We start from the raw sequence: 18,966 nt of genomic DNA on the forward strand, positions 1-18,966 counted from the left end.
GCGGGCAGCGTAATCTGCCCGCCATGGCCGACCTGTTCGACAACCCAGCCCCTGACGACCGTGACCCTCGCGACAGGGGCGACGCCCCGCGCGGGTCCGCATCCGCCCGCCCGGCGCATCGACCGCTGGCCGACCGCATCCGCCCGCAGCGTCTGGGCGATGTCGTCGGCCAGGGCGATGTGCTGGGGCCGGACGGCCCGCTGGGCGCGATGCTTGCCGCGGGCAGCCTGTCCTCGCTGATCCTCTGGGGCCCGCCCGGGGTCGGCAAGACCACCATCGCGCGGCTGCTGGCCGACCAGACCGATCGCGAGTTCGTGCAGATTTCCGCAATCTTTTCCGGCGTCCCCGAGCTGCGCAAGCTGTTCGACGCCGCCCGCCAGCGCCATGCCACCGGCCAGGGCACGCTGCTGTTCGTCGATGAAATCCACCGTTTCAACAAGGCGCAGCAGGACAGTTTCCTGCCCCATATGGAAGACGGCACCATCCTGCTGGTCGGCGCCACCACCGAAAACCCCAGTTTCGAGCTGAACGCCGCGCTGCTGTCGCGCGCGCAGGTCGTCGTGCTCAAGCGGCTGGAGCTGTCCGATCTGGAGCTGCTCGCCCAGCGGGCCGAGCGCGAGCTGGGCCGCGCGCTGCCCCTGACCGGCGAGGCGCGCGAATCGCTGCTTTCCATGGCCGACGGCGACGGCCGCGCCGTGCTGAACCTGATCGAGCAGGTGATGGCGTGGAAGACCGACCACCCGCTGGGCCCGGCCGAGCTGTCGCAGCGACTGATGCGGCGGGCGGCGAAATATGACAAGTCGGGGGATGAACATTACAACCTGATCTCGGCGCTGCATAAATCGGTGCGCGGCTCGGACCCGGATGCGGCGCTCTACTGGCTGGCGCGGATGCTCGAGGGGGGCGAGGATCCCCGCTATCTCGCCCGCCGCATCACCCGCATGGCGATCGAGGATATCGGCCTGGCCGACCCCGCCGCGCAGCGCCATTGCCTGGACGCCTGGGCGATGTACGAACGGCTGGGCTCGCCCGAGGGCGAGCTGGCGCTGGCCAATGCGGTGATCTATCTGGCGCTTGCCCCGAAATCGAACGCCAGCTACGCCGCCTACAAGGGCGCGCGGGCCGAGGCGCGCAAGACCGGCAGCCTGATGCCGCCCGCCCATATCCTGAACGCGCCGACCCGGCTGATGAAGGAACAGGGCTACGGCGCCGGCTACGCCTATGACCACGACGCCGAGGACGGGTTTTCCGGGCAGAACTACTTCCCCGAGGGGATGCGCCGCCCGGTGCTTTACACCCCCGTCGAGCGCGGCTTTGAGCGCGAGTTGAAAAAGCGGCTGGACTGGTTCGTCAGCCAGCGGCTGAAGCGAGGGGGCTGATGGCGGATCGGTTGACTTTGCCCCCGCGCGGCTACAGGTCAGCGCGATGATGCATCCGGTTTTACAGGTGGCGCTTGGCGGCGCGGTGGGGGCCGTGGCGCGCCACGGCGTCAATATCGGCGCGGGGCGGCTGTTGGGGCCGGGATTCCCGGCGGGGACGCTGGCGGTGAATGTCGCGGGCTCGTTCCTGATGGGGCTGCTGGTGGTGGTGCTGGCGGGCCGCGGCAATGCGCTGGCGCCCTTGCTGATGACCGGGCTTCTGGGCGGGTTCACCACGTTTTCGGCGTTCTCGCTGGATACGGTGACGCTGTGGCAGCGCGGGCAGGGCGCGGTGGCGCTGGCCTATGTCGCGGCCAGCGTCGGGCTGTCGCTGGCGGCGCTGCTGGCGGGGCTGGCCGTTGGGCAAAAGGTGCTGGCATGAGCGGGGTGCAGGTGATCCGCGTCGGCGCGGACGAGGGCGAGCAGCGGCTGGACCGCTGGCTCAGGCGCCGGTTCCCGCAGCTGAACCAGATCGCGATCGAGAAACTCTGCCGCACCGGGCAGCTGCGGGTGGACGGCGGCCGCGTCAAGCCCGCGACACGGGTCGAGGCCGGGCAGGAAATCCGCGTCCCGCCGCTGCCGGCTGCTGCGCCGGTTCCGGCACAGCCCCGCGCGGCGATCCGCGAAACCGACGCGCAGATGATCCAGGCGGCGGTGCTGTGGAAGGACGAACATGTCATCGCCCTGAACAAGCCCGCCGGGCTGCCGTCGCAGGGCGGCTCGGGGCAGGGGGACCGGCATGTGGACGGGCTCAGCGCGGCGCTGATGTTTGGCTACAAGGAACGCCCCAAGCTGGTGCACCGGCTGGACAAGGACACCTCGGGGGTGTTGCTGCTGGCGCGCACCGACCGGGTGGCGCGCCGCCTGTCCGAGGCGTTCCGGGCGCGCACCACCCGCAAGATCTACTGGGCGGCGGTGGCCGGCGTGCCCTCGCCCAAGCTGGGCACGATCCGCTTTGGCCTGGTCAAGGCGCCCGGCCACGGCCGCGGTGGCGAGGGCGAAAAGATGATCTGCGTCCACCCCGCCAAGGTGGACCAGACCGAGGGCGCCAAGCGCGCCACCACCGATTACGCGGTGCTCGACAGCCTTGGCAGCCGGGTATCCTGGTGTGCGCTGGTGCCGGTCACGGGCCGCACCCACCAGCTGCGCGCCCATATGGCCGAGTTGGGGCACCCGATCATCGGCGACGGGAAATACGGCGGCTCGGGGCAGGAAAACCTGGGCGACGGCTGGGGCGCGCAGCTGGGCGGGGAAATCAGCCGCAAGCTGCATCTGCACGCGCGCTCGATCGCCTTTGATCACCCGGTGACGGGGCAGCGCATCACCATCACCGCGCCGCTGCCCGAACACATGGCGCGGACGTGGAAGACGCTGGGCTGGCACGAGAACGAGGTGCCGGCCGACCCGTTCGCCGATCTGATGGGGAATACATGAAGCTGGTCATCTGGGACATCGACGGCACGCTGGTCGACAGCCACGCGCAGATCATGGCTGCGATGCAGGCGGGCACCACCCGCGCCGGGCTGCCGCCGCTGCCGGCGGCGCAGGTCAGCAGCATCGTCGGGCTGTCGCTGCCGGTGGCGGTGGCGACGCTGCTGCCCGATGCCGACCCCGCCACCCGCGCCGAGGTGGTCGAGGGCTACCGCAGCCATTACTTCGCCGCCCGCTCGGCCGCCGAATCGCCGTTGTTCCCGGGGGCGCTGGACTGTCTGCGGCAGTTGGCCGGGCGGGGCGACCTGCTGATGGCGGTGGCGACCGGCAAATCGCGGCGCGGGCTGGACGGGCTGCTGGCGGCGCATGGGCTGGGCGGATATTTCGCCGCCACCCATTGCGCGGACGGGCATCCGTCGAAGCCTGCGCCGGGGATGATCCTGTCCTGCCTGTCGGACACCGGCGCGCGGGATGCGGTGATGATCGGGGACACCAGCTTCGACATGCTGATGGCGCGCAATGCCGGCATCGCCGGGCTGGGCGTCGGCTGGGGCCACCACCCGGCGGCCGAGCTGTTCGCCGCCGGTGCGCGCTCGGTCGCGACAGATTTCCCGCAGCTGCACGCGCTGATCGAGGAGTGGGCGGCATGAGCGGCGAGTGGAAGGCGCGGCGGTTCTGGACGACCACCGCCGTCGAGCCCGTGGGCGACGGCTGGCAGCTGCGGCTGGACGACCGCGCGCTGCGCACCCCGGGAAAGCTGCCGCTGGTGCTGCCGACGCAGGCGCTGGCGCAGGCGGTGGCCGCCGAATGGGATGCGCAGCAGGATGTGATTGCACCTGCAACGATGCCGCTGACCCGCGCCGCGAACTCGGCCGTCGAACGGGTCGCGCCGCAATTTGCACAGGTCGCGGGGATGCTGGCGGAATACGGCGGCACCGATCTTCTGTGCTATCGCGCCGCCCATCCGGCGGAACTGGCCGCGCAGCAGGCGGCGCAGTGGGACCCGCTGCTCGACTGGGCAGCGCAGGAACTGGGGGCGGCGCTGCGGGTCACGCAAGGGGTGATCCCGGTCGCGCAGGACCCGGGCGCGCTGGCGCGGCTGCGGGCGCGGCTGGATGCGCTGTCGCCCTGGCAGCTGACGGCGGTGCACGATCTGGTGACGCTGCCCGGCTCGCTGGTCCTGGGGCTGGCGGTGCTGCACGGGCGGCTGGATGCGGCGGCGGCGCACGCGCTGTCGCGGCTGGACGACGAGCATCAGGCCGCGCTTTGGGGCCGCGACTCCGAGGCCGATGCCGCCGCTGCCGCGCGGCTGGACGCGATGCTTGTGGCCGAGCGGCTGCTGGGTCTATTGTGCGGCGATCCGCCCGCTTGCCATAACGCTTGACGGATGGCCTGAACCCGAGAAATTGTTTCAGCGCCAGCGCGGCTGGTCGCACCTGCGGTCGGGTCCGCACATAACGCGCCGGGCGCAGATCCGGCCGGCAACAGAGAGGGTGTCCATGCGAGACAAGCTATTCCCGGCCCCGGCCGCAGCGATGGCCCCGTTGATGGCGGTGGCGCTGGCGATCGGCCCCGCTACCGCAGTCGCCGCCGACGGCGACACGCTGGCGCAGGTCAGGGAACGCGGGGTGCTGAATTGTGGGGTCAACACCGGGCTGGTCGGCTTTGCCGCCCCGGACGCCAACGGCAACTGGTCGGGCTTCGACGTGGCGATCTGCAAGGCGGTGGCGGCGGCGGTGCTGGGCGATCCCTCCAAGGTGAAATACGTCCCCACCACCGGGCAAAGCCGCTTTGTCGCGCTGGAGTCGGGCGACGTGGACCTGCTGGCGCGCAACTCGACTTGGACCTTTCAGCGTGACATCGCGATGAAGTTCGACTTCACCGCGGTGAATTACTATGACGGTCAGGGATTCATGGTCCGCAAGGAGCTGGGCGTGACCTCGGCGATGGATCTGGACGACAAGACCATCTGCGTGCAGTCCGACACCTCGACGGAAATGAACCTGGCCGACTGGTTCCGCGCCAACAACCTGACCTATCAGGCGGTGCAGGTGGATTCGAACTCGGAAGGCGAGCAGCAATACATGGCGGGCGCCTGCGACGCCTATACCACCGACGCCTCGGGGTTGGCGGCGACCCGCGCGGCCTTTGCCGATCCCGACAGCCACGTGATCCTGCCCGAGATCATTTCCAAGGAACCGCTGGCCCCGGCGGTCCGCCATGGCGACGACAACTGGGGCGACATCGTGCGCTGGACGATCTTCGCGCTGATCTCGGCCGAGGAATACGGCGTTACCTCGGCCAACCTCGAAGAGCTGTCGAAATCCTCGAACAACCCCGATGTGCAGCGGATGCTGGGCAGCGCCGAGGATTACGGCGCGATGCTGGGGCTGGACCGGGAATGGGCCAAGCGCGCCATCGCCGCCTCGGGCAATTATGGCGAGATCTTTGCCGCCAATATCGGCGAACAGACCCCCATCGGGCTGCCGCGCGGGCTGAATGCGCTGTGGACCCAGGGCGGGCTGATGTACGCGATGCCGTTCCGCTAAGGGGCGGCGCCGCGTCGGCGGCGCGGTCGCAGGGGTATTTGGGCCAGAAAGAAGTCCCTGCCGGTGCAGGGCAGGCGGGCCGCGCCGGGCGGGCGCGGCCGGGGAAGGTCAGATCGCGGCCTTGCGGCTTTCCTCCAGATAGATCTCGCGCAGGCGGCGGGCGACGGGGCCGGGGCGGCCGTCGCTGATCGTGGTGCCGTCGATTTCCACCACCGGCATCACGAAGGCCGAGGCCGAGGTGACGAAGGCTTCGTCCGCGGCCTTGGCCTCGTCCACGGTGAAGCTGCGCTCCTCGACCGTCATCTGCGCCTCGCGCGCGAAACGCAGCACCGCGGCGCGGGTGATCCCGTGCAGGATGTCGTTCGACAGCGCCCGGGTGACGATGCTGCCGCCCTTGACGATATAGGCGTTGTTCGAGGTGCCCTCGGTCACCACCTGGCCCGAGGGCCCGTCCTCGACCAGCCAGGCGTCGTCGCAGCCGCGCGCCTTGGCCTCCATCTTGGCCATCGAGGGGTAGAGCAGCTGCACCGTCTTGATGTCGCGCCGCGCCCAGCGGATGTCGGGGACGGTGCAGATGCGCAGTCCGGTCCGCGCTTGCGGGTTTTCGGCAAGCCCCGGTTTCGACTGGGTGAACATCACCACCGTGGGGGCGGTATCCTCGGGCGGATAGGCAAAGTCGCGGTCGCCGGGGTTGCCGCGGGTGACCTGCAGATAAACCAGCCCGTCGGTGACGGCGTTGTCGGCGACCAGCCTGCGCTGCGCCGCCAGCCAGTCGGCGTCGGTCATCGGCTGCGCGATCCCCAGCGCATCGAGCGAGCGCGCCAGCCGCGCCATGTGGCCGTCGAAGTCCAGCAGCTTGCCGCCCAGCACGCTGACGACCTCGTACACACCGTCGGCCATCAGGAACCCGCGGTCGAAGATGGAAACGGTGGCCTGGTCCTCGGGCAGGTAGCTGCCGTTGACGAATACGGTGCGGGTCATGGGTCTCTCCGGGAAAGCTGCCGGGGTGTTCTGCGCCAATGCGGCTGGCGGATCAACCGCCGCCGCGCGGTGCAGGTGCAGAAAGCCTTGCTGCGCGCGCAGCAATAATCTATCACCCGCCCAGCACGAGACGAAACATCATTGCCCCGAGGTGCCCATGTCCTTCCGGCTTCAGCCCGCCCCGCCCGCCCGCCTGAACCGCTGCCAGCTTTTCGGACCCGGCTCGCGCACGCAGCTGTTTGCCAAGATGGCGGCCTCGGCGGCGGATGTGATCAACCTCGACCTGGAAGATTCGGTGGCGCCCGACGACAAGGAACAGGCGCGCAAGAACATCATCCAGGCAATCGGCGATATCGACTGGGGCAACAAGACCCTGTCGGTGCGCATCAACGGGCTGGACACGCCCTACTGGTATCGCGACGTGGTGGACCTGCTGGAACAGGCCGGCGACCGGCTGGACCAGATCATGATCCCCAAGGCCGGCTGTGCCGCCGACATCTATGCCGTCGACGCGCTGGTCACCGCGATCGAGCGCGCCAAGGGCCGCAAGAAGCCGATCAGCTTCGAGGTCATCATCGAGACCGCGGCCGGGATTTCCCATGTCGAGGAAATCGCGGCCTCGAGCCCGCGCCTGCAGGCAATGAGCCTGGGCGCTGCCGATTTCGCGGCCAGCATGGGGATGGCGACCACCGGCATCGGCGGCACCCAGGAAAACTACTACATGGCGCGGCAGGGGCAGAAATACTGGTCCGACCCGTGGCACTGGGCGCAGGCCGCCATCGTCGCCGCCTGCCGCACCCACGGGGTGCTGCCGGTGGACGGGCCGTTCGGCGATTTCAGCGACGAAGAGGGGTTCCGCGCGCAGGCGCTGCGCTCGGCCACGCTGGGCATGGTCGGGAAATGGGCGATTCACCCCAGCCAGGTCGCGCTGGCGAATGAGGTGTTTTCCCCCAGCGAGGCCGCGGTGGCCGAGGCGCGCGAGATCATCGCCGCCATGGATCAGGCGCAGAAATCCGGGGCCGGGGCCGCGGTATACAAAGGTAGACTGGTTGACATCGCATCGATTCGTCAGGCAGAAGTGATCGTGCGTCAGGCGGAAATGATCGCCGCCGAGGCGTAAGCCGACGTTGACATTCCGGGAACGGCCGGCGGGGAGGCCGCCGTTTTCGGGGGAGGAGCGACAGGTCCCGTGCACACGCCCGGGGCCTGTCCCTATTCTGGGGGCCCGTTTCCGCCGGTGTCAGGCGGTAGCGGGGCAGGCGGTCGCTAGGCCGCGCACCCCGAAGGCCTCAGAAATCGAACAGGTCCGACAGGAACGATTCGCGGCGCTTGGGCTTGCGATACCGGTCGTCGTCCTTGCGATAGCGGTCGTCGTCGCGGTCGTACTGCCGGGGCACATGCAGGTCGGGGGCGGCGGCCGGGCGGGCGGCCTGCGGGGCCGGGGCAGCGGCGGGCGAGGCGGCGCGTTCGAGGATCTTGTCCAGCTCGCCCCGGTCCAGCCACACCCCGCGGCATTTCGGGCAGTAGTCGATCTCGACCCCGCTGCGCTCGGTCATCACCAGGGTCTCGCCGTCCATCGGGCATTTCATTGCCGTTGTCCTCCGTTTGCTTCCCCTCAGTTAGGGCGCCGGCGCGTCCGCGCAACCCCCCGCAAGCCCCTTCTTCCTTGTCCAAATATCCCGGGGTGAGGCCCCGCAGGGGCCGAGGGGCAGCGCCCCTTTTCGTCAGGACCCCGGCACCTCGATCTTGCCCAGCAGCGGCATGTCGTCGGCGGGGCTGATGCTGTGGCGCTCGATCATGCGGTGGACGACCGGCTTGCCGGGGCCGCGATGCAGCGCCTGCACCGCCTCGGTCACCTCGGAATCGGCGATGGTGTGGCGCAGGTTGTGGCGGACATATTCGTCCCAGGTGGCGATGTGGTAGCTTTCCGTCCACTGCCGCGGGTTTTCCAGGTCGCGCATCAGCGACCAGTTGCGGGCGCCGTCGCGGCGGCGGATGGCGCGGCGCTTGGACATCAGCCGCAGGAACTCGGGCGCGTCCTCCAGGTCGATTTCAAAGTCGATCATCACCACGATCGGCCCGGAACGTCCGCGCAGGTCCAGGGCCAGCGACGGCTCGCGGAAGCGGTTGGCGGGGTCGAGGTCGAGGGTGCCGAACTCGGGCTGGCTGAACCAGCGGCCGATGATCGCGCCCAGGATCAGCATCCCCGCCGCCCAGGCAAAGGCCGTGTCCAGCCCGCGCGCCCCGGCGATGCCGCCCCACAGCCAGGCGCCCGCCGCCATGCCGCCGAAGGTCGCACTTTGATACAGCGCCATCGCGCGCGCCACCACCCAGCGCGGCGTCGACAGCTGCACGGTCACGTTGAACAGCGACAGCGCCAGCACCCAGCAGGCCCCGGCGACCAGCAGCGCCAGCGCCTGCCAGGCGAAATTGCCGCCGACCGACAGCACCAGGCAGGCGATGGCAAAGCCCATGAACGCCACCCGCACCACGTTTTCGTTGTTCAGCCGCTCGCGGATGCGGGCGTTGATCACCGCGCCCAGGATCGCGCCCAGCCCGAAACAGCCCAGCAGCAGCCCCAGCAGAAGCGACCCGCCCGAGGGGTGCTGCGCCGCCAGCAGCGGCAGCAGCGCCAGCACCGCCACCCCGGCAAAGCCGAACAGCATCGCCCGCAGCAGCACCCGCAGCAGGTTCGGCGACAGCGCCACATAGCGCAGACCCGCGGCCAGCGCCGGGCCCAGCGGCTCGGGCGGGATCTTCGGGCCGGTGGGCGGCGGCGGCCGCCAGCGCAGCAGCGCCCCGATCAGCGGCACATAGCTGACCGCGTTGACCGCAAACGCCGCGGCGGCGCCAAAGGCGGCGACGATCAGCCCGCCCGCCGCCGGCCCGACCGAGCGCATCAGGTTGAACCCGACCGAGTTCAGCGTGACCGCCGCCGGCAGGTCGGCGCGCGGCACCAGATCGCCCATGCTCGCCTGCCACGGCGGGTTGTAAAGCGCCTGCCCGACCCCCAGCAGGAAGGTCAGCGCCAGCAGGCTGTAGGGGTTCAGCCCGCCCGCCCAAGCCACCACCGCCAGGAGCAGCGACACCGAGGCCATCATCGCCAGCGCGATCAACAGCAGCCTGCGGCGTTCGAAGATATCGGCCAGCGCCCCCGACAGCAGCGCGAACATCATGATCGGCAGGGTGTTCGAGGCCTGCACCAGCGCCACCAGCGTGGCGCTGTCGGTCAGCTGCGTCATCAGCCAGGCCGCGCCCACCGCCTGCACCATGCCGCCGAAATTGGAAATCAGCGTCGCCGACCACAGGGTCAGGAACGCCTTGTGGCGGAACGGGGACAGGGCAGAGGGGCGGGGGGCTGGGGACGGCATTGCCTGCTCAAGCTAGCGGATGCGGCGGCAAGGACAATCCACCTGTTGCGGCCCTGCGCGATTGACGCCGCGGCGGCCCTGGTCATGCTGGGCCGCGCCTTGATGGAGAGCCTGATGCACGACGATACCCCCGTTTTGCCGCCCGCCCCTCCGCCGCGGGGGGCGCTGGCGATGCGGCAGATGGCGTTGCGCGCGATCATGGATGGGCGCGGGGTCGATTCGGTGATCCTCTCGGCCCCGGCAAGCCTGGCCCATTATGGCGGGATGGCGCCGGGCGAGCTGCTGGTGGTGACCGCACAGGCGGCGCAGCCGGTGGCGGCGTTTGCGGGGGAAGGGGATCCCCCGTGGCCGTTCTGGCCGGGGGCGGCAGGGCTGCTGCGGCGGGGCTGTCGGCTGGGATACGAGGGCGGCTGGATCGACGCCGACGCGTTGGCCTTGCTTGTCGCCCGGCTGGCGCCGGCGGGGCTGCTCGACATCGGCCCCGAGGTCGAGCGCCAGATCGGCTCTGGCGCCGACGCTCTGCCGGGCGCGCTTTCCGCGGGCCGCCGGGTCAGCCCCGGTTGAACAGCCGCAGGATCAGCAGCAGGATCACCGCGCCGATGGTGGCGAAGACCACCGATCCCAGGAAGCTGGGTCCGGCGACGGTGTTGCCCACTGCGGGGCCGGCGCCGATGTTCCAGCCCATGGCCGGGAACAGGAAGGTGGCGATCAGCGCGCCGACCACGCCGACGACGATGTTCATGACCACGCCCTGGCCATGGCCCTTGACGATCTGCCCGGCCAGCCAGCCGGCGATGGCGCCGATGATGATGGCGACGATAAAGCCCATGTCTTGTCCTTTCATGGTGCGGCAACGCCCTGGGCGCCGCCCGGATGAGGAAGGAACGGCGACTTCCCCCCATTTGGTTCCGTGCCGCCTTGTTTTTGCTGCTGCCTTTCCGATGCGCGGGAAGCGCACCCCGTTCGCGGCAAGATGACGCGTGATCAAAAAACCGCGTGCGCGGCATTTTTGCCACGATCCGTTGTGCTCGCTGGGGCGTTTCTTGACGCCGTCCCGGCTCTCGCGGCGTATGGGCTGATCGGAAGCGGTTGGCAGGGCAGCCTGCGAATCGGTTCCACAGTGTTGCCAACCCGGTGGCCGTCCGGCGGCACTTCTGCCCTGCCACCACTGAAGGATTATCCGCGATGCGTTTCGCCTCTGCTGCCCTCATGGCCTGCGCGCTGGGCCTTGCGGCCTGCGGCCCGACCCCTCCTCCGACCGAGGGTGCGGCTCCCAGCACCAGCAATTTCGTCCCCGAGATCTATCAGGCCCGCGTCGATACCGGCCCCAATGGCGAGCCGATCCAGATCCCCGCCATCAAGGCCGCCTATCTGCGCGACCGCAACACCCGCACCCGCGTGCCCTATAACGGCCCCGACGCGCCGGGAACGGTGGTGGTCGATCCCTATGCGCGGCTGCTGTATCTGGTCGAGGATGGCGGCATGGCGACCCGGGTCGGCATCGCGGTCGGCAAGGCCGGGTTGGGCTATTCCGGCACCGCGGTCATCAAGCGCAAGGCGCATTGGCCGTCCTGGACCCCCACCGCCAACATGGTCGCGACCGAGCCCGAGCTTTACGCGCAATTCGCCAAGGGCGTGCCGGGCGGCCCGTCGAACCCGCTGGGGTCGCGCGCGCTTTACCTCTACGAGGGCAACCGCGACACCATGTACCGGATCCACGGCACCATGGACCCCTCGTCCATCGGCAAGGCGACCTCGGCCGGCTGCATCCGCCTGTTCAACCAGGACGTGATGGACCTGTACGACCGGATCCCGAACGGCACCGTGGTCAAGGTACGCACCGCCGATGAATCGCGCCGGCTGGAAGGGCCGCTGCGCCAGACCCCCGACGGGTATCTGGAGCCGGTGGCCGCCGAGGCGCAACCGATCGCCTTTGCCGAAAGCGCCGCGCTCGAGCCCGTGCCCGCCGCCTGGTAAGGCTGCCGCCCTGCGGCCGATCCTGCGCCGCCGCTGATCGCAACGCCCGGCCGTTTGGTGCCGGGCGTTTGCCGTTCGGGGCGGTGCCGAACCCGGCCCAGACCGCGCGGGCGCAGTTCACTTTCGCCGCCGGTTTTGCTATGCGGGCCAGAGATGGGCGAAAGAGGGTGGACCCGGTGCGCTGCTGCCTCGATCTCGTTGCGACCGCGGTTGCCGGCATGGTCGCCCTTGCCGGTCCGGCGCTGGCCGATCCCCCAGCCGGGGCCGCGAATGCGCCGCGGGTGATGGCGCTGGCTGATCCGGCTGCCGGGACCCCGGCCGGGACCGACACCGCCGCCGCGGCCCTGCCCGAGATCCCGGCGGATTTCATCGGCCCGCGCCTGCCCCGTCCCGAGACCGCCGACCGCCGCTGTACCGTGGACGAGCGCAGCTGCATTTCCGCCGCCAGCTACGTCGCCGATGTCTGTTCCACCATCGAGCGCGCGGCCGGGGAAAATGCGCTGGACCCGAATTTCCTGGCCCGGCTGCTGTGGAAGGAAAGCCTGTTCGAGCCCTCGGCGATCTCTCCGGCCGGGGCGCTGGGGATCGCGCAGTTCATGCCCGGCACCGCCCGCATCCGCCGGCTGGACGACCCGATGAACCCGGCCAAGGCGATCCATGCCTCGGCCGACTACCTGCGGTTCCTGATCGACGGCTTCGGCAATATCGGGCTGGCCGCGGTCGCCTATAACGGCGGCGAGCGGCGGGCACGCAATTTCGTCGGCGGCGGGCAGGTGCTGCCTTACGAGACGCAGGATTACGTCGAGTCGATCACCGGCCACAACGCCTGGAAATGGCGCGACGAGCCGCCGGCGCAGATCGACCTGCGGCTGGACAAGACCGTCCCCTTTGCCGAGGCCTGCGTCAAGCTGGCGGCGAACCGCGGCCTCAAGGAGTTCACGCCGGCCGACCGGGTCTGGCCATGGGGGGTGATCCTCGCCTCGCACCCCAGGCAGTCGGGGGCGCAGCAGCAGATCGACCGGCTGAACCGGCAGCTGCGCCCGATCCTGGGCGGCAAGCGGGTCAGCTATGTGCGCAAGACGCTGTCGGGCAGCGGGCGGCGGGTCTATACCGCGCAGATCGGCTATGCCTCGCGCGGCGAGGCGAACGCCTTCTGCAACCAGTTCCGCGCCATTGGCGGCCGCTGCATGGTGTTGAAGAACTAGCCGCCGGGGGGCGCTCGAAAACGCCCGGCGCAGAAGGATGGCGGCCTAGCGCACCCGCAGCGCCGGCGGCGGCAGCAGCTGCTGCGCCACGCCGACGCCGATCAGCCACAGCGAGCTGAGCGTCAGCCCCCACAGCGCCCAGCTTTGCGGGTGGAACCCGACTGCGATCGCCCAGGCCGCAAACACCACCCAGGCCATCGCCACCGGCAGCGACACCGCCCGCCAGCGCGCGGTGCGCACCGGGTGGATGAAGCGCACCGGCAGGAACATCGCCACGGTCAGCACCACCACCACCAGCAGGATCGCCCATTCCGGCGGCTTCAGCGCGAACAGCACCAGCACCACCATGTTCCAGCAGGCCGGAAACCCGGAAAAGCTGTTGTCCACCGTCTTCATCCGTGTGTCGACGAAATAGACGACCGAGCCGTAGACGATGGCGATGATCGCCAGCCAGCCGGTCCAGCCGGTCAGCAGCCCCGACTTGAACAGCGCGAATGCCGGGATGAACACATAGGTCAGGTAGTCGATGATCAGGTCCATCAGCACGCCGTCGTAGGTCGGCCAGTTGACCTTGACCAGGTAGCGGCGCGCCAGCGGCCCGTCGACCGCGTCCACCACCAGCGCCACGATCAGCCAGCTGAACATGGCCGACCAGTTTTCCTCGACCGCGGCCAGCAGGGCCAGCATCGACAGGACGGCACCGGTGGCGGTAAGCAGGTGGACCCCAAGGGCCTTGTAGCGCAGATTCATGGGCGGCTGTTTCGCATTCCCGCGGATGAGGCGCAACCGCCCTTGCGTCGCAGCACGCGCCGGGCCGCGGGATGGGTGCGGGGCAGGGTGCCCGGAATGGGCGGCGCTGCGGTCAGCCGGGGGGGATCGGCAGCGCGTGGGTCGCCTTCATCTCTTCCATCGACAGCAGCGCGGTGACGTTCTGGATGCGCACCTCGGAGATCAGCGACTGGTAGAAGCGGTCATAGGCGCGCGCATTGCGCACCACCACCTTGAGGATATAGTCGATGTCCCCGGCCAGCCGGTGCGCCTCGACCACCTCGGGGCGGGCGCGGACGGCGGCCAGAAAGCGGCCGGCCCAGTCGGCGTCGTGTTCGGTGGTGCGGACCAGCACGAAGAAACAGGCCTCGAGCCCCAGCGATTCGGCGTCCAGCAGCGCCACCTGGCCGCGGATCACCCCCTGCTCGCGCATCCGCCGAATCCGGTTCCACACCGGCGTGCGCGAGGCCCCGGCGCGGGCGGCGATTTCCTCCAGCGGCAGGCTGGCGTCCTGCTGCAGCAGGGACAGTATCTTGCGGTCCAGCGCATCCAGCCGGACCGGGTTCTGTTGCGGGTCGCTCATCTGGGCGGATTTTCCTTGCGGTGGCGGATCAGAGGATACTGCGTCCTTATTTCCGCCGGTATCTAGCGCTTTGCAACATGTATTTTCTAGAATGGCGGCAATCCCTAACAGGTCGACGCCATGTCCAGAAGCTTTGTCCCCTCGCCCTCGACCCCGGCCGTGCTGACGGCCAACCGTCTGCGTGACGGTCTGTCCGTGTGGATGACGCCCTGTGGCTGGGACACCGACCCCCGCGCCGCGGTGCTGTTCGAGGATGCGGAAGGCGCCGACGCGGCGCTGGCCGCGGCCGAGGCGCAGCCGGGCGTCGTGGTCGGTCCCTATCTGACCCAGTCGGGGCGCGATGCCGACGGCCTGCCGGTGCCGGTGCATTTCCGCGAGGCATTCCGCCAGTCCGGCCCCTCGGTCGAGACCAGCGCCCCCCATTCCCGCGCCCAAAACTCCCGCCATCCGCAAGAGGCCGCCCATGTTTGACGCCGCCACCGACGGGCGCAGCTATCTGCGCCACCGCGCCGCGCAATTCCGCGCCCAGGTCGCCCGCCGCCTGGACGGCAGCCTGACCGAGGACGAGTTTCGCCCCCTGCGGCTGATGAACGGGGTCTATCTGCAGCTGCACGCCTATATGCTGCGGGTGGCGATCCCTTACGGCACGATCAGCCCGGCGCAGATGCGCGGGCTGGCGCGTATCGCCGAGCGCTGGGACCGCGGCTACGGGCATTTCACCACAAGGCAGAACATCCAGTTCCACTGGGCGGCGCTGGTCGACATTCCCGACATGCTGGACGCGCTGGCCGATGTCGGGCTGCACGCGATCCAGACCAGCGGCAACACCGTGCGCAACGTCACCACCGACGCCTTTGCCGGCGCCGCCGCGGACGAGATCGAGGATCCGCGCCCCTGGGCTGAGCTGCTGCGCTATTGGTCCACCGACCACGCCGAGTTCCAGTTCCTGCCCCGCAAGTTCAAGATCGCGATTTCCGGGGGCGAGCGCGACCGCGCCGTGATCCCCGCCCATGACATCGGCCTGCGCCTGCGCCGGCAGGGGCGCGAGGTGGGTTTCGAGGTCTGGATCGGCGGCGGCCTGGGCCGGACGCCCCTGATCGGCAAGGTGGTGCGCGAGTTCCTGCCCGCCGCCGACCTGCTGCCCTATGTCGAGGCGATCCTGGCTGCCTATAACCTCTCGGGCCGGCGCGACAACAAGTTCAAGGCCCGGCTCAAGATCACCGTGGCCGAGCGCGGGCTGGAGGTGCTGCGCGAGGAGATCGAGGCCGAGTTCCTCCGCCGCAAGGCCGTGTTCAGCAGCGGCGCTGCCGAGGCGCTGCTGGACGAGCTGCGCGCCCGTTTCGCCGCGCCGCGGTTCCGCGCGCCCGACGATGCAGGGTATGAGATCGCCCGCGCCGCCAACCCCTCGTTCCGCGCCTGGGCCGACACCAACCTGTCGCCGCACCGGGTGCCGGGCTATGCCAGCGTGACCGTCACCCTGAAGGCCCCCGGCATGACGCCGGGCGACTGCACCGCCGCGCAGATGCGGCTGCTGGCCGATCTGGCCGAGCGCCACGCCCATTCCGACCTGCGTATCGCGCATGACCAGAACATCGTGCTGCCCCATGTCCACCGCAGCGAACTGCCCGCGCTGTACGCGGCCCTGCGCGATGCCGGGCTGGCCACGGCGAACAAGGGCCGGATCACCGACCTGATTTCCTGCCCCGGGATGGATTTCTGCACCCTGGCCACCGCCCGCTCGATCCCCATCGCGCGCGAGCTGGCCGATTACGTCCGCGCCCGCGATCTTGAGGACGACATCGGCCCCTTCGACCTGCGGATCTCGGGCTGCATCAACGCCTGCGGCCATCACCATCTGGGCCATGTCGGCATCCTGGGGCTGGACCGGGCGGGGGTGGAAAACTACCAGATCACCCTGGGCGGCGACGGGTACGAAATCCCCGCCATCGGCGAGCGCGCCGGCGCGGGCTTCCCCTATGACCAGGTGGTGCCGGCGATCGGGCGGCTGCTGGACGCCTATCTCGCCTTGCGCGAATCGCCCGAGGAGCGCTTCATCGACGCGCTGCGCCGGTTGGGCGTGGGGCCGTTCCGTGCCGCGCTTTACCCCGATGCTCCCGAAGGGAAGGCCGCGAAATGACCGACCCGGATCTTGCCGCGCGCGCCGCCAGGCTGAACGCCCGCTATCGCAACCACGCCGCGGTGCAGGTGCTGCGCCATGCGCTGGCCGACCCGGAACTGGGGCGGGTGGCGCTGGTGTCCTCGTTCGGGGCGGAATCGGTGGTGCTGCTGCACATGCTGTCGGTGGCCGCGCCCGACACGCCGGTGCTGTTCGTCGACACGCGGATGCTGTTTCCCGAGACGCTGGAGTATCAGCGGCAGATCGCCGCAGCCCTGCCGCTGACCGATATCCGTGTGATCCGCGCCGATGCGGCCGCGGTGGCCGAGGCGGACCCCGACGGCCGGCTGCACCAGCGCGACACCGACGCCTGCTGCGATGTCCGCAAGGTGGTGCCGCTGGAACGGGCGCTGTCCGGGTTCGACGCCTGGATCACCGGCCGCAAGCGCTTTCAGGGCGGCGAGCGGACCGGGCTGGACTTCTTTGAACCCGAGCCGCCGCTGCGGCTGCGCGTGAACCCGCTGGCGCATTGGCGCCCGCAGGACGTCGCCGAATACATGGAGGAAAACGCGCTGCCCCGGCATCCGCTGGTGGCGCGCGGCTTCCCCTCGATCGGCTGCGCGCCCTGCACCTCGGCGGTGAAGCCGGGCGAGGACCCGCGCGCGGGCCGCTGGCGGGGTGCGGAAAAGACCGAATGCGGCATCCATTTCATCGGCGGCAAGGCCCGCCCCGCGGCGCCGGCGCCTGCCGACCCTGTTCCGGCCGCGCCTGCCGCGGCTGTTCCCGCCGCCCGCCCATCGGCCGCGCCGCTGCCCCTGCGCGGCGCCGGTCCCGGCCCGCTCAGCAAGGACGACGAGATGACCCCTGCCGCACCTCCGGCCCCCGCGCCCCAGCCCGCACCCGCCGCCGAGTCCCCCGCCGATGCGCCCGTGCTGGTCCGCGACGACGGGTTCCACCCGGTCGATGCCGCCCCGGACGTGACCCTGCCGCCCGACAGCGACCCGGCCGCGCTGGCGCCGTATCTGGGCGCAAAGCTTGTCGCGGTCGAGTTCCCGGCGATGACCGACGGGCGCGGTTTTACGCTGGCGCGACTGCTGCGCGAACAGGGCTTCGCCGGGCGCATCCGCGCCACCGGCGGGCTGATCGCCGACCAGTATGCCATGGCCCGCCGCGTCGGCATCGACGAGGTGCAGATTCCCGCGGAGCTGGCCCGTCGCCAGCCGCAAGAGCAATGGCTTGCCCGCGCCGACTGGCAGGACTGGGACCACAGGTCGCGGCTGGCGGGCTAGTCCCTGCCGCTCTTTTCACCTATCTGATTGCGGAACCCTGACGATGACGCTGGATATTCCCGTGGCCGACGCCCCGAAATCGACTGCCAACCTGATGCCGGATGCGCAGACCGTCACCTCGGTCCGCCACTGGACCGACACGCTGTTTTCCTTTCGGGTGACGCGGCCCCCCAGCCTGCGCTTCCGCTCGGGCGAGTTCGTGATGATCGGGCTGCCGGACGAACGCGGCAAGCCGATCCTGCGGGCCTATTCCATCGCCTCGCCCAACTGGGACGACGAGCTGGAGTTCTATTCGATCAAAGTGCCGGACGGGCCGCTGACCTCGCGGCTGCAGCACATCAAGCCCGGCGACCAGATCATCCTGCGCCCGAAACCCGTGGGCACGCTGGTGCTGGACGCGCTGCTGCCCGGCAAGCGGCTGTGGTTCCTGGCCACCGGCACCGGCATCGCGCCCTTTGCCTCGCTGCTGCGCGACCCGGAAACCTATGAGCGGTATGAGCAGGTGATCCTGATGCACACCTGCCGCAAGGTCGCGGAACTGGAATACGGCCGCGAGCTGGTCGAGGCGCTCAAGGACGACCCGCTGCTGACCGAGATCTACGGCGACAGCTTCGCCTCGCGGCTGCTCTATTACCCCACCGCCACGCGCGAGGATTATCCCCGCCGCGGCCGGATCACCGACAACCTCGCCTCGGGCAAGGTATTCGCGGACCTCGGCCTGCCGCCGATGAACCCGGCGGACGACCGCGCGATGGTCTGCGGCAGCATGGCGCTGAACATCGACGTGACCAAGGTGCTGGAAGGCTTCGGCCTGCGCGAGGGCGCCAATTCCGACCCCAAGGAGTTCGTGGTCGAAAAGGCCTTTGTCGGCGACGGGATCTGATGCGCGTCCTGGCGCTGGACCATCTGGTGCTGACCGTCGCCGACATCGAGGCGACGGTCGCCTTTTACCAGGCGCTGGGGATGCAGCGCGTGACCTTTAGCGGCGGCCGGGTCGCGATGACGTTTGGCCGGCAAAAGCTCAACCTGCACCAGGCGGGGGCCGAGATTGCGCCCCATGCGCGCCACCCCGGACCGGGCAGCGCCGATCTGTGCTTTCTGGTCGATCTGCCGCCCGAGGCGCTGACCGCTCATCTTGAACAGCAGGGAATCGCGATTGAGCTTGGCCCCGTTCCCCGGACCGGGGCGGCGGCGGCGCTGGTCTCGGTCTATGTCCGGGACCCGGACGGCAATCTGGTCGAGCTTTCGACCGAAGCGGCGGCCTGAGCCTGCCGCTGG

General features: G+C 69.9%; 21 protein-coding genes and 1 pseudogene. 16 read left to right on the plus strand and 6 right to left on the minus strand.

All coding sequences use genetic code 11. The features are described 5' to 3' along the window. Positions 1–23: 23 nt before the first annotated feature. The 6 genes from RSP45_RS12870 to RSP45_RS12895 all read left to right on the plus strand — a co-directional run bounded on the left by RSP45_RS12870 (position 24) and on the right by RSP45_RS12895 (position 5,398). Positions 24–1,379, plus strand: a complete 1,356-nt coding sequence (locus tag RSP45_RS12870) for a replication-associated recombination protein A (RefSeq protein WP_415392221.1) — start codon at positions 24–26, stop codon at positions 1,377–1,379. A gap of 46 nt (positions 1,380–1,425) precedes the next feature. Continuing rightward, the gene (crcB, locus tag RSP45_RS12875) at positions 1,426–1,800 is read left to right on the plus strand and encodes a fluoride efflux transporter CrcB (protein ID WP_415392222.1); all 375 of its coding nucleotides are present in this window, start codon (positions 1,426–1,428) and stop codon (positions 1,798–1,800) included. Then, the gene (locus tag RSP45_RS12880) at positions 1,797–2,852 is read left to right on the plus strand and encodes an RluA family pseudouridine synthase (protein WP_415392223.1); all 1,056 of its coding nucleotides are present in this window, start codon (positions 1,797–1,799) and stop codon (positions 2,850–2,852) included. The genes crcB and RSP45_RS12880 overlap by 4 nt, the downstream gene beginning before the upstream one ends. Further along, positions 2,849–3,499 carry an HAD-IA family hydrolase gene (locus RSP45_RS12885; RefSeq protein ID WP_415392224.1) on the plus strand — a complete coding sequence of 217 codons (651 nt, stop codon included), beginning with the start codon at positions 2,849–2,851 and terminating at the stop codon, positions 3,497–3,499. Before RSP45_RS12880 ends, RSP45_RS12885 begins: the two co-directional genes overlap by 4 nt. After that, entirely contained in the window at positions 3,496–4,233 is a 738-nt protein-coding gene (locus RSP45_RS12890) for an ATP12 family chaperone protein (protein WP_415392225.1), read from the plus strand. Before RSP45_RS12885 ends, RSP45_RS12890 begins: the two co-directional genes overlap by 4 nt. Before the next feature lie 151 nt (positions 4,234–4,384). Beyond that, on the plus strand, positions 4,385–5,398 hold the full coding sequence (locus tag RSP45_RS12895) for an amino acid ABC transporter substrate-binding protein (protein WP_415392226.1): 1,014 nt from the start codon (positions 4,385–4,387) through the stop codon (positions 5,396–5,398). A 108-nt stretch (positions 5,399–5,506) separates the two neighbouring features. On the opposite strand, the gene RSP45_RS12900 is transcribed toward RSP45_RS12895, so the two are convergent. Continuing rightward, positions 5,507–6,379 carry a D-amino-acid transaminase gene (locus tag RSP45_RS12900; protein ID WP_415392227.1) on the minus strand — a complete coding sequence of 291 codons (873 nt, stop codon included), beginning with the start codon at positions 6,377–6,379 and terminating at the stop codon, positions 5,507–5,509. Positions 6,380–6,536: 157 nt separating this feature from the next. Between RSP45_RS12900 and RSP45_RS12905 the strand changes: the two genes are divergently transcribed. After that, positions 6,537–7,499 (plus strand): L-malyl-CoA/beta-methylmalyl-CoA lyase, encoded by a 963-nt coding sequence (locus tag RSP45_RS12905; protein WP_415392228.1) that lies wholly within the window; start codon positions 6,537–6,539, stop codon positions 7,497–7,499. Positions 7,500–7,668: 169 nt separating this feature from the next. On the opposite strand, the gene RSP45_RS12910 is transcribed toward RSP45_RS12905, so the two are convergent. Both RSP45_RS12910 and RSP45_RS12915 read right to left on the minus strand, forming a co-directional pair. Further along, complete coding sequence (locus RSP45_RS12910; protein ID WP_415392229.1) at positions 7,669–7,968, minus strand: zf-TFIIB domain-containing protein; 300 nt, start codon at positions 7,966–7,968, stop codon at positions 7,669–7,671. A 135-nt stretch (positions 7,969–8,103) separates the two neighbouring features. Then, the gene (locus RSP45_RS12915) at positions 8,104–9,750 is read right to left on the minus strand and encodes an MFS transporter (RefSeq protein WP_415392230.1); all 1,647 of its coding nucleotides are present in this window, start codon (positions 9,748–9,750) and stop codon (positions 8,104–8,106) included. An 84-nt stretch (positions 9,751–9,834) separates the two neighbouring features. Here RSP45_RS12915 and RSP45_RS12920 point away from each other — a divergent pair, with 84 nt between their 5' ends. Next, a complete protein-coding gene (locus RSP45_RS12920; protein ID WP_415392231.1) occupies positions 9,835–10,314 on the plus strand; it encodes a hypothetical protein in 480 nt (159 codons plus the stop codon). Here RSP45_RS12920 and RSP45_RS12925 read toward each other — a convergent pair. Further along, complete coding sequence (locus tag RSP45_RS12925) at positions 10,301–10,579, minus strand: GlsB/YeaQ/YmgE family stress response membrane protein (RefSeq protein ID WP_073067170.1); 279 nt, start codon at positions 10,577–10,579, stop codon at positions 10,301–10,303. The two genes, RSP45_RS12920 and RSP45_RS12925, sit on opposite strands and share 14 nt — an antisense overlap. A 356-nt stretch (positions 10,580–10,935) precedes the next feature. Between RSP45_RS12925 and RSP45_RS12930 the strand changes: the two genes are divergently transcribed. Together RSP45_RS12930 and RSP45_RS12935 are read left to right on the plus strand one after the other, a co-directional pair. Beyond that, positions 10,936–11,727, plus strand: coding sequence for a L,D-transpeptidase (locus RSP45_RS12930; RefSeq protein WP_415392232.1), 792 nt, complete (start codon positions 10,936–10,938; stop codon positions 11,725–11,727). A 218-nt stretch (positions 11,728–11,945) separates the two neighbouring features. Continuing rightward, a complete protein-coding gene (locus tag RSP45_RS12935; RefSeq protein ID WP_415392233.1) occupies positions 11,946–12,932 on the plus strand; it encodes a lytic transglycosylase domain-containing protein in 987 nt (328 codons plus the stop codon). Between the two features lie 45 nt (positions 12,933–12,977). On the opposite strand, the gene RSP45_RS12940 is transcribed toward RSP45_RS12935, so the two are convergent. Together RSP45_RS12940 and RSP45_RS12945 are read right to left on the minus strand one after the other, a co-directional pair. Continuing rightward, positions 12,978–13,682, minus strand: coding sequence for a CDP-alcohol phosphatidyltransferase family protein (locus RSP45_RS12940; protein ID WP_073067165.1), 705 nt, complete (start codon positions 13,680–13,682; stop codon positions 12,978–12,980). A 112-nt stretch (positions 13,683–13,794) separates the two neighbouring features. After that, positions 13,795–14,283, minus strand: a complete 489-nt coding sequence (locus tag RSP45_RS12945; protein WP_073067164.1) for an Lrp/AsnC family transcriptional regulator — start codon at positions 14,281–14,283, stop codon at positions 13,795–13,797. A gap of 120 nt (positions 14,284–14,403) precedes the next feature. On the opposite strand from RSP45_RS12945, the gene RSP45_RS12950 reads away from it, so the two are divergent. The 6 genes and pseudogenes from RSP45_RS12950 (at position 14,404) to RSP45_RS12975 (ending at position 18,954) form a co-directional block, all read left to right on the plus strand. Then, positions 14,404–14,754: a DUF2849 domain-containing protein gene (locus RSP45_RS12950; RefSeq protein ID WP_073067162.1), complete on the plus strand. Its 351-nt coding sequence runs from the start codon at positions 14,404–14,406 to the stop codon at positions 14,752–14,754. After that, positions 14,747–16,420: a nitrite/sulfite reductase gene (locus RSP45_RS12955; protein WP_415392234.1), complete on the plus strand. Its 1,674-nt coding sequence runs from the start codon at positions 14,747–14,749 to the stop codon at positions 16,418–16,420. Before RSP45_RS12950 ends, RSP45_RS12955 begins: the two co-directional genes overlap by 8 nt. Further along, positions 16,417–17,124, plus strand: a pseudogene (locus tag RSP45_RS12960) (phosphoadenylyl-sulfate reductase); the annotation flags it as partial. The gene RSP45_RS12955 and the pseudogene RSP45_RS12960, both read left to right, overlap by 4 nt. A gap of 132 nt (positions 17,125–17,256) precedes the next feature. Next, positions 17,257–17,688: a DUF934 domain-containing protein gene (locus RSP45_RS12965; protein ID WP_415394065.1), complete on the plus strand. Its 432-nt coding sequence runs from the start codon at positions 17,257–17,259 to the stop codon at positions 17,686–17,688. A 43-nt stretch (positions 17,689–17,731) separates the two neighbouring features. Next, positions 17,732–18,571 (plus strand): ferredoxin--NADP reductase, encoded by an 840-nt coding sequence (locus tag RSP45_RS12970; RefSeq protein WP_415392235.1) that lies wholly within the window; start codon positions 17,732–17,734, stop codon positions 18,569–18,571. After that, positions 18,571–18,954, plus strand: a complete 384-nt coding sequence (locus RSP45_RS12975; protein WP_415392236.1) for a VOC family protein — start codon at positions 18,571–18,573, stop codon at positions 18,952–18,954. Before RSP45_RS12970 ends, RSP45_RS12975 begins: the two co-directional genes overlap by 1 nt. Positions 18,955–18,966 lie beyond the last annotated feature (12 nt).

The organism is Paracoccus sp. SJTW-4 (assembly GCF_047716885.1).
GTDB classification, from domain to species: Bacteria; Pseudomonadota; Alphaproteobacteria; order Rhodobacterales; family Rhodobacteraceae; genus Paracoccus; species Paracoccus solventivorans.

What these genes read in the sequence shown, in the direction of transcription:
- RSP45_RS12930 (WP_415392232.1), top strand. Translation starts at nt 10,936, where the DNA reads ATGCGTTTCGCCTCTGCTGCCCTCATGGCCTGCGCGCTGGGCCTTGCG.
- RSP45_RS12950 (WP_073067162.1), top strand. Translation starts at nt 14,404, where the DNA reads ATGTCCAGAAGCTTTGTCCCCTCGCCCTCGACCCCGGCCGTGCTGACG.
- RSP45_RS12915 (WP_415392230.1), bottom strand. Translation starts at nt 9,750, where the DNA reads ATGCCGTCCCCAGCCCCCCGCCCCTCTGCCCTGTCCCCGTTCCGCCAC.
- RSP45_RS12870 (WP_415392221.1), top strand. Translation starts at nt 24, where the DNA reads ATGGCCGACCTGTTCGACAACCCAGCCCCTGACGACCGTGACCCTCGC.
- RSP45_RS12885 (WP_415392224.1), top strand. Translation starts at nt 2,849, where the DNA reads ATGAAGCTGGTCATCTGGGACATCGACGGCACGCTGGTCGACAGCCAC.
- RSP45_RS12945 (WP_073067164.1), bottom strand. Translation starts at nt 14,283, where the DNA reads ATGAGCGACCCGCAACAGAACCCGGTCCGGCTGGATGCGCTGGACCGC.
- RSP45_RS12925 (WP_073067170.1), bottom strand. Translation starts at nt 10,579, where the DNA reads ATGGGCTTTATCGTCGCCATCATCATCGGCGCCATCGCCGGCTGGCTG.
- RSP45_RS12970 (WP_415392235.1), top strand. Translation starts at nt 17,732, where the DNA reads ATGACGCTGGATATTCCCGTGGCCGACGCCCCGAAATCGACTGCCAAC.
- RSP45_RS12895 (WP_415392226.1), top strand. Translation starts at nt 4,385, where the DNA reads ATGGCCCCGTTGATGGCGGTGGCGCTGGCGATCGGCCCCGCTACCGCA.
- RSP45_RS12965 (WP_415394065.1), top strand. Translation starts at nt 17,257, where the DNA reads ATGACCCCTGCCGCACCTCCGGCCCCCGCGCCCCAGCCCGCACCCGCC.
- RSP45_RS12935 (WP_415392233.1), top strand. Translation starts at nt 11,946, where the DNA reads ATGGTCGCCCTTGCCGGTCCGGCGCTGGCCGATCCCCCAGCCGGGGCC.
- RSP45_RS12920 (WP_415392231.1), top strand. Translation starts at nt 9,835, where the DNA reads ATGCTGGGCCGCGCCTTGATGGAGAGCCTGATGCACGACGATACCCCC.
- RSP45_RS12955 (WP_415392234.1), top strand. Translation starts at nt 14,747, where the DNA reads ATGTTTGACGCCGCCACCGACGGGCGCAGCTATCTGCGCCACCGCGCC.
- RSP45_RS12905 (WP_415392228.1), top strand. Translation starts at nt 6,537, where the DNA reads ATGTCCTTCCGGCTTCAGCCCGCCCCGCCCGCCCGCCTGAACCGCTGC.
- RSP45_RS12910 (WP_415392229.1), bottom strand. Translation starts at nt 7,968, where the DNA reads ATGAAATGCCCGATGGACGGCGAGACCCTGGTGATGACCGAGCGCAGC.
- RSP45_RS12890 (WP_415392225.1), top strand. Translation starts at nt 3,496, where the DNA reads ATGAGCGGCGAGTGGAAGGCGCGGCGGTTCTGGACGACCACCGCCGTC.
- RSP45_RS12880 (WP_415392223.1), top strand. Translation starts at nt 1,797, where the DNA reads ATGAGCGGGGTGCAGGTGATCCGCGTCGGCGCGGACGAGGGCGAGCAG.
- RSP45_RS12975 (WP_415392236.1), top strand. Translation starts at nt 18,571, where the DNA reads ATGCGCGTCCTGGCGCTGGACCATCTGGTGCTGACCGTCGCCGACATC.
- crcB (WP_415392222.1), top strand. Translation starts at nt 1,426, where the DNA reads ATGATGCATCCGGTTTTACAGGTGGCGCTTGGCGGCGCGGTGGGGGCC.
- RSP45_RS12900 (WP_415392227.1), bottom strand. Translation starts at nt 6,379, where the DNA reads ATGACCCGCACCGTATTCGTCAACGGCAGCTACCTGCCCGAGGACCAG.
- RSP45_RS12940 (WP_073067165.1), bottom strand. Translation starts at nt 13,682, where the DNA reads ATGAATCTGCGCTACAAGGCCCTTGGGGTCCACCTGCTTACCGCCACC.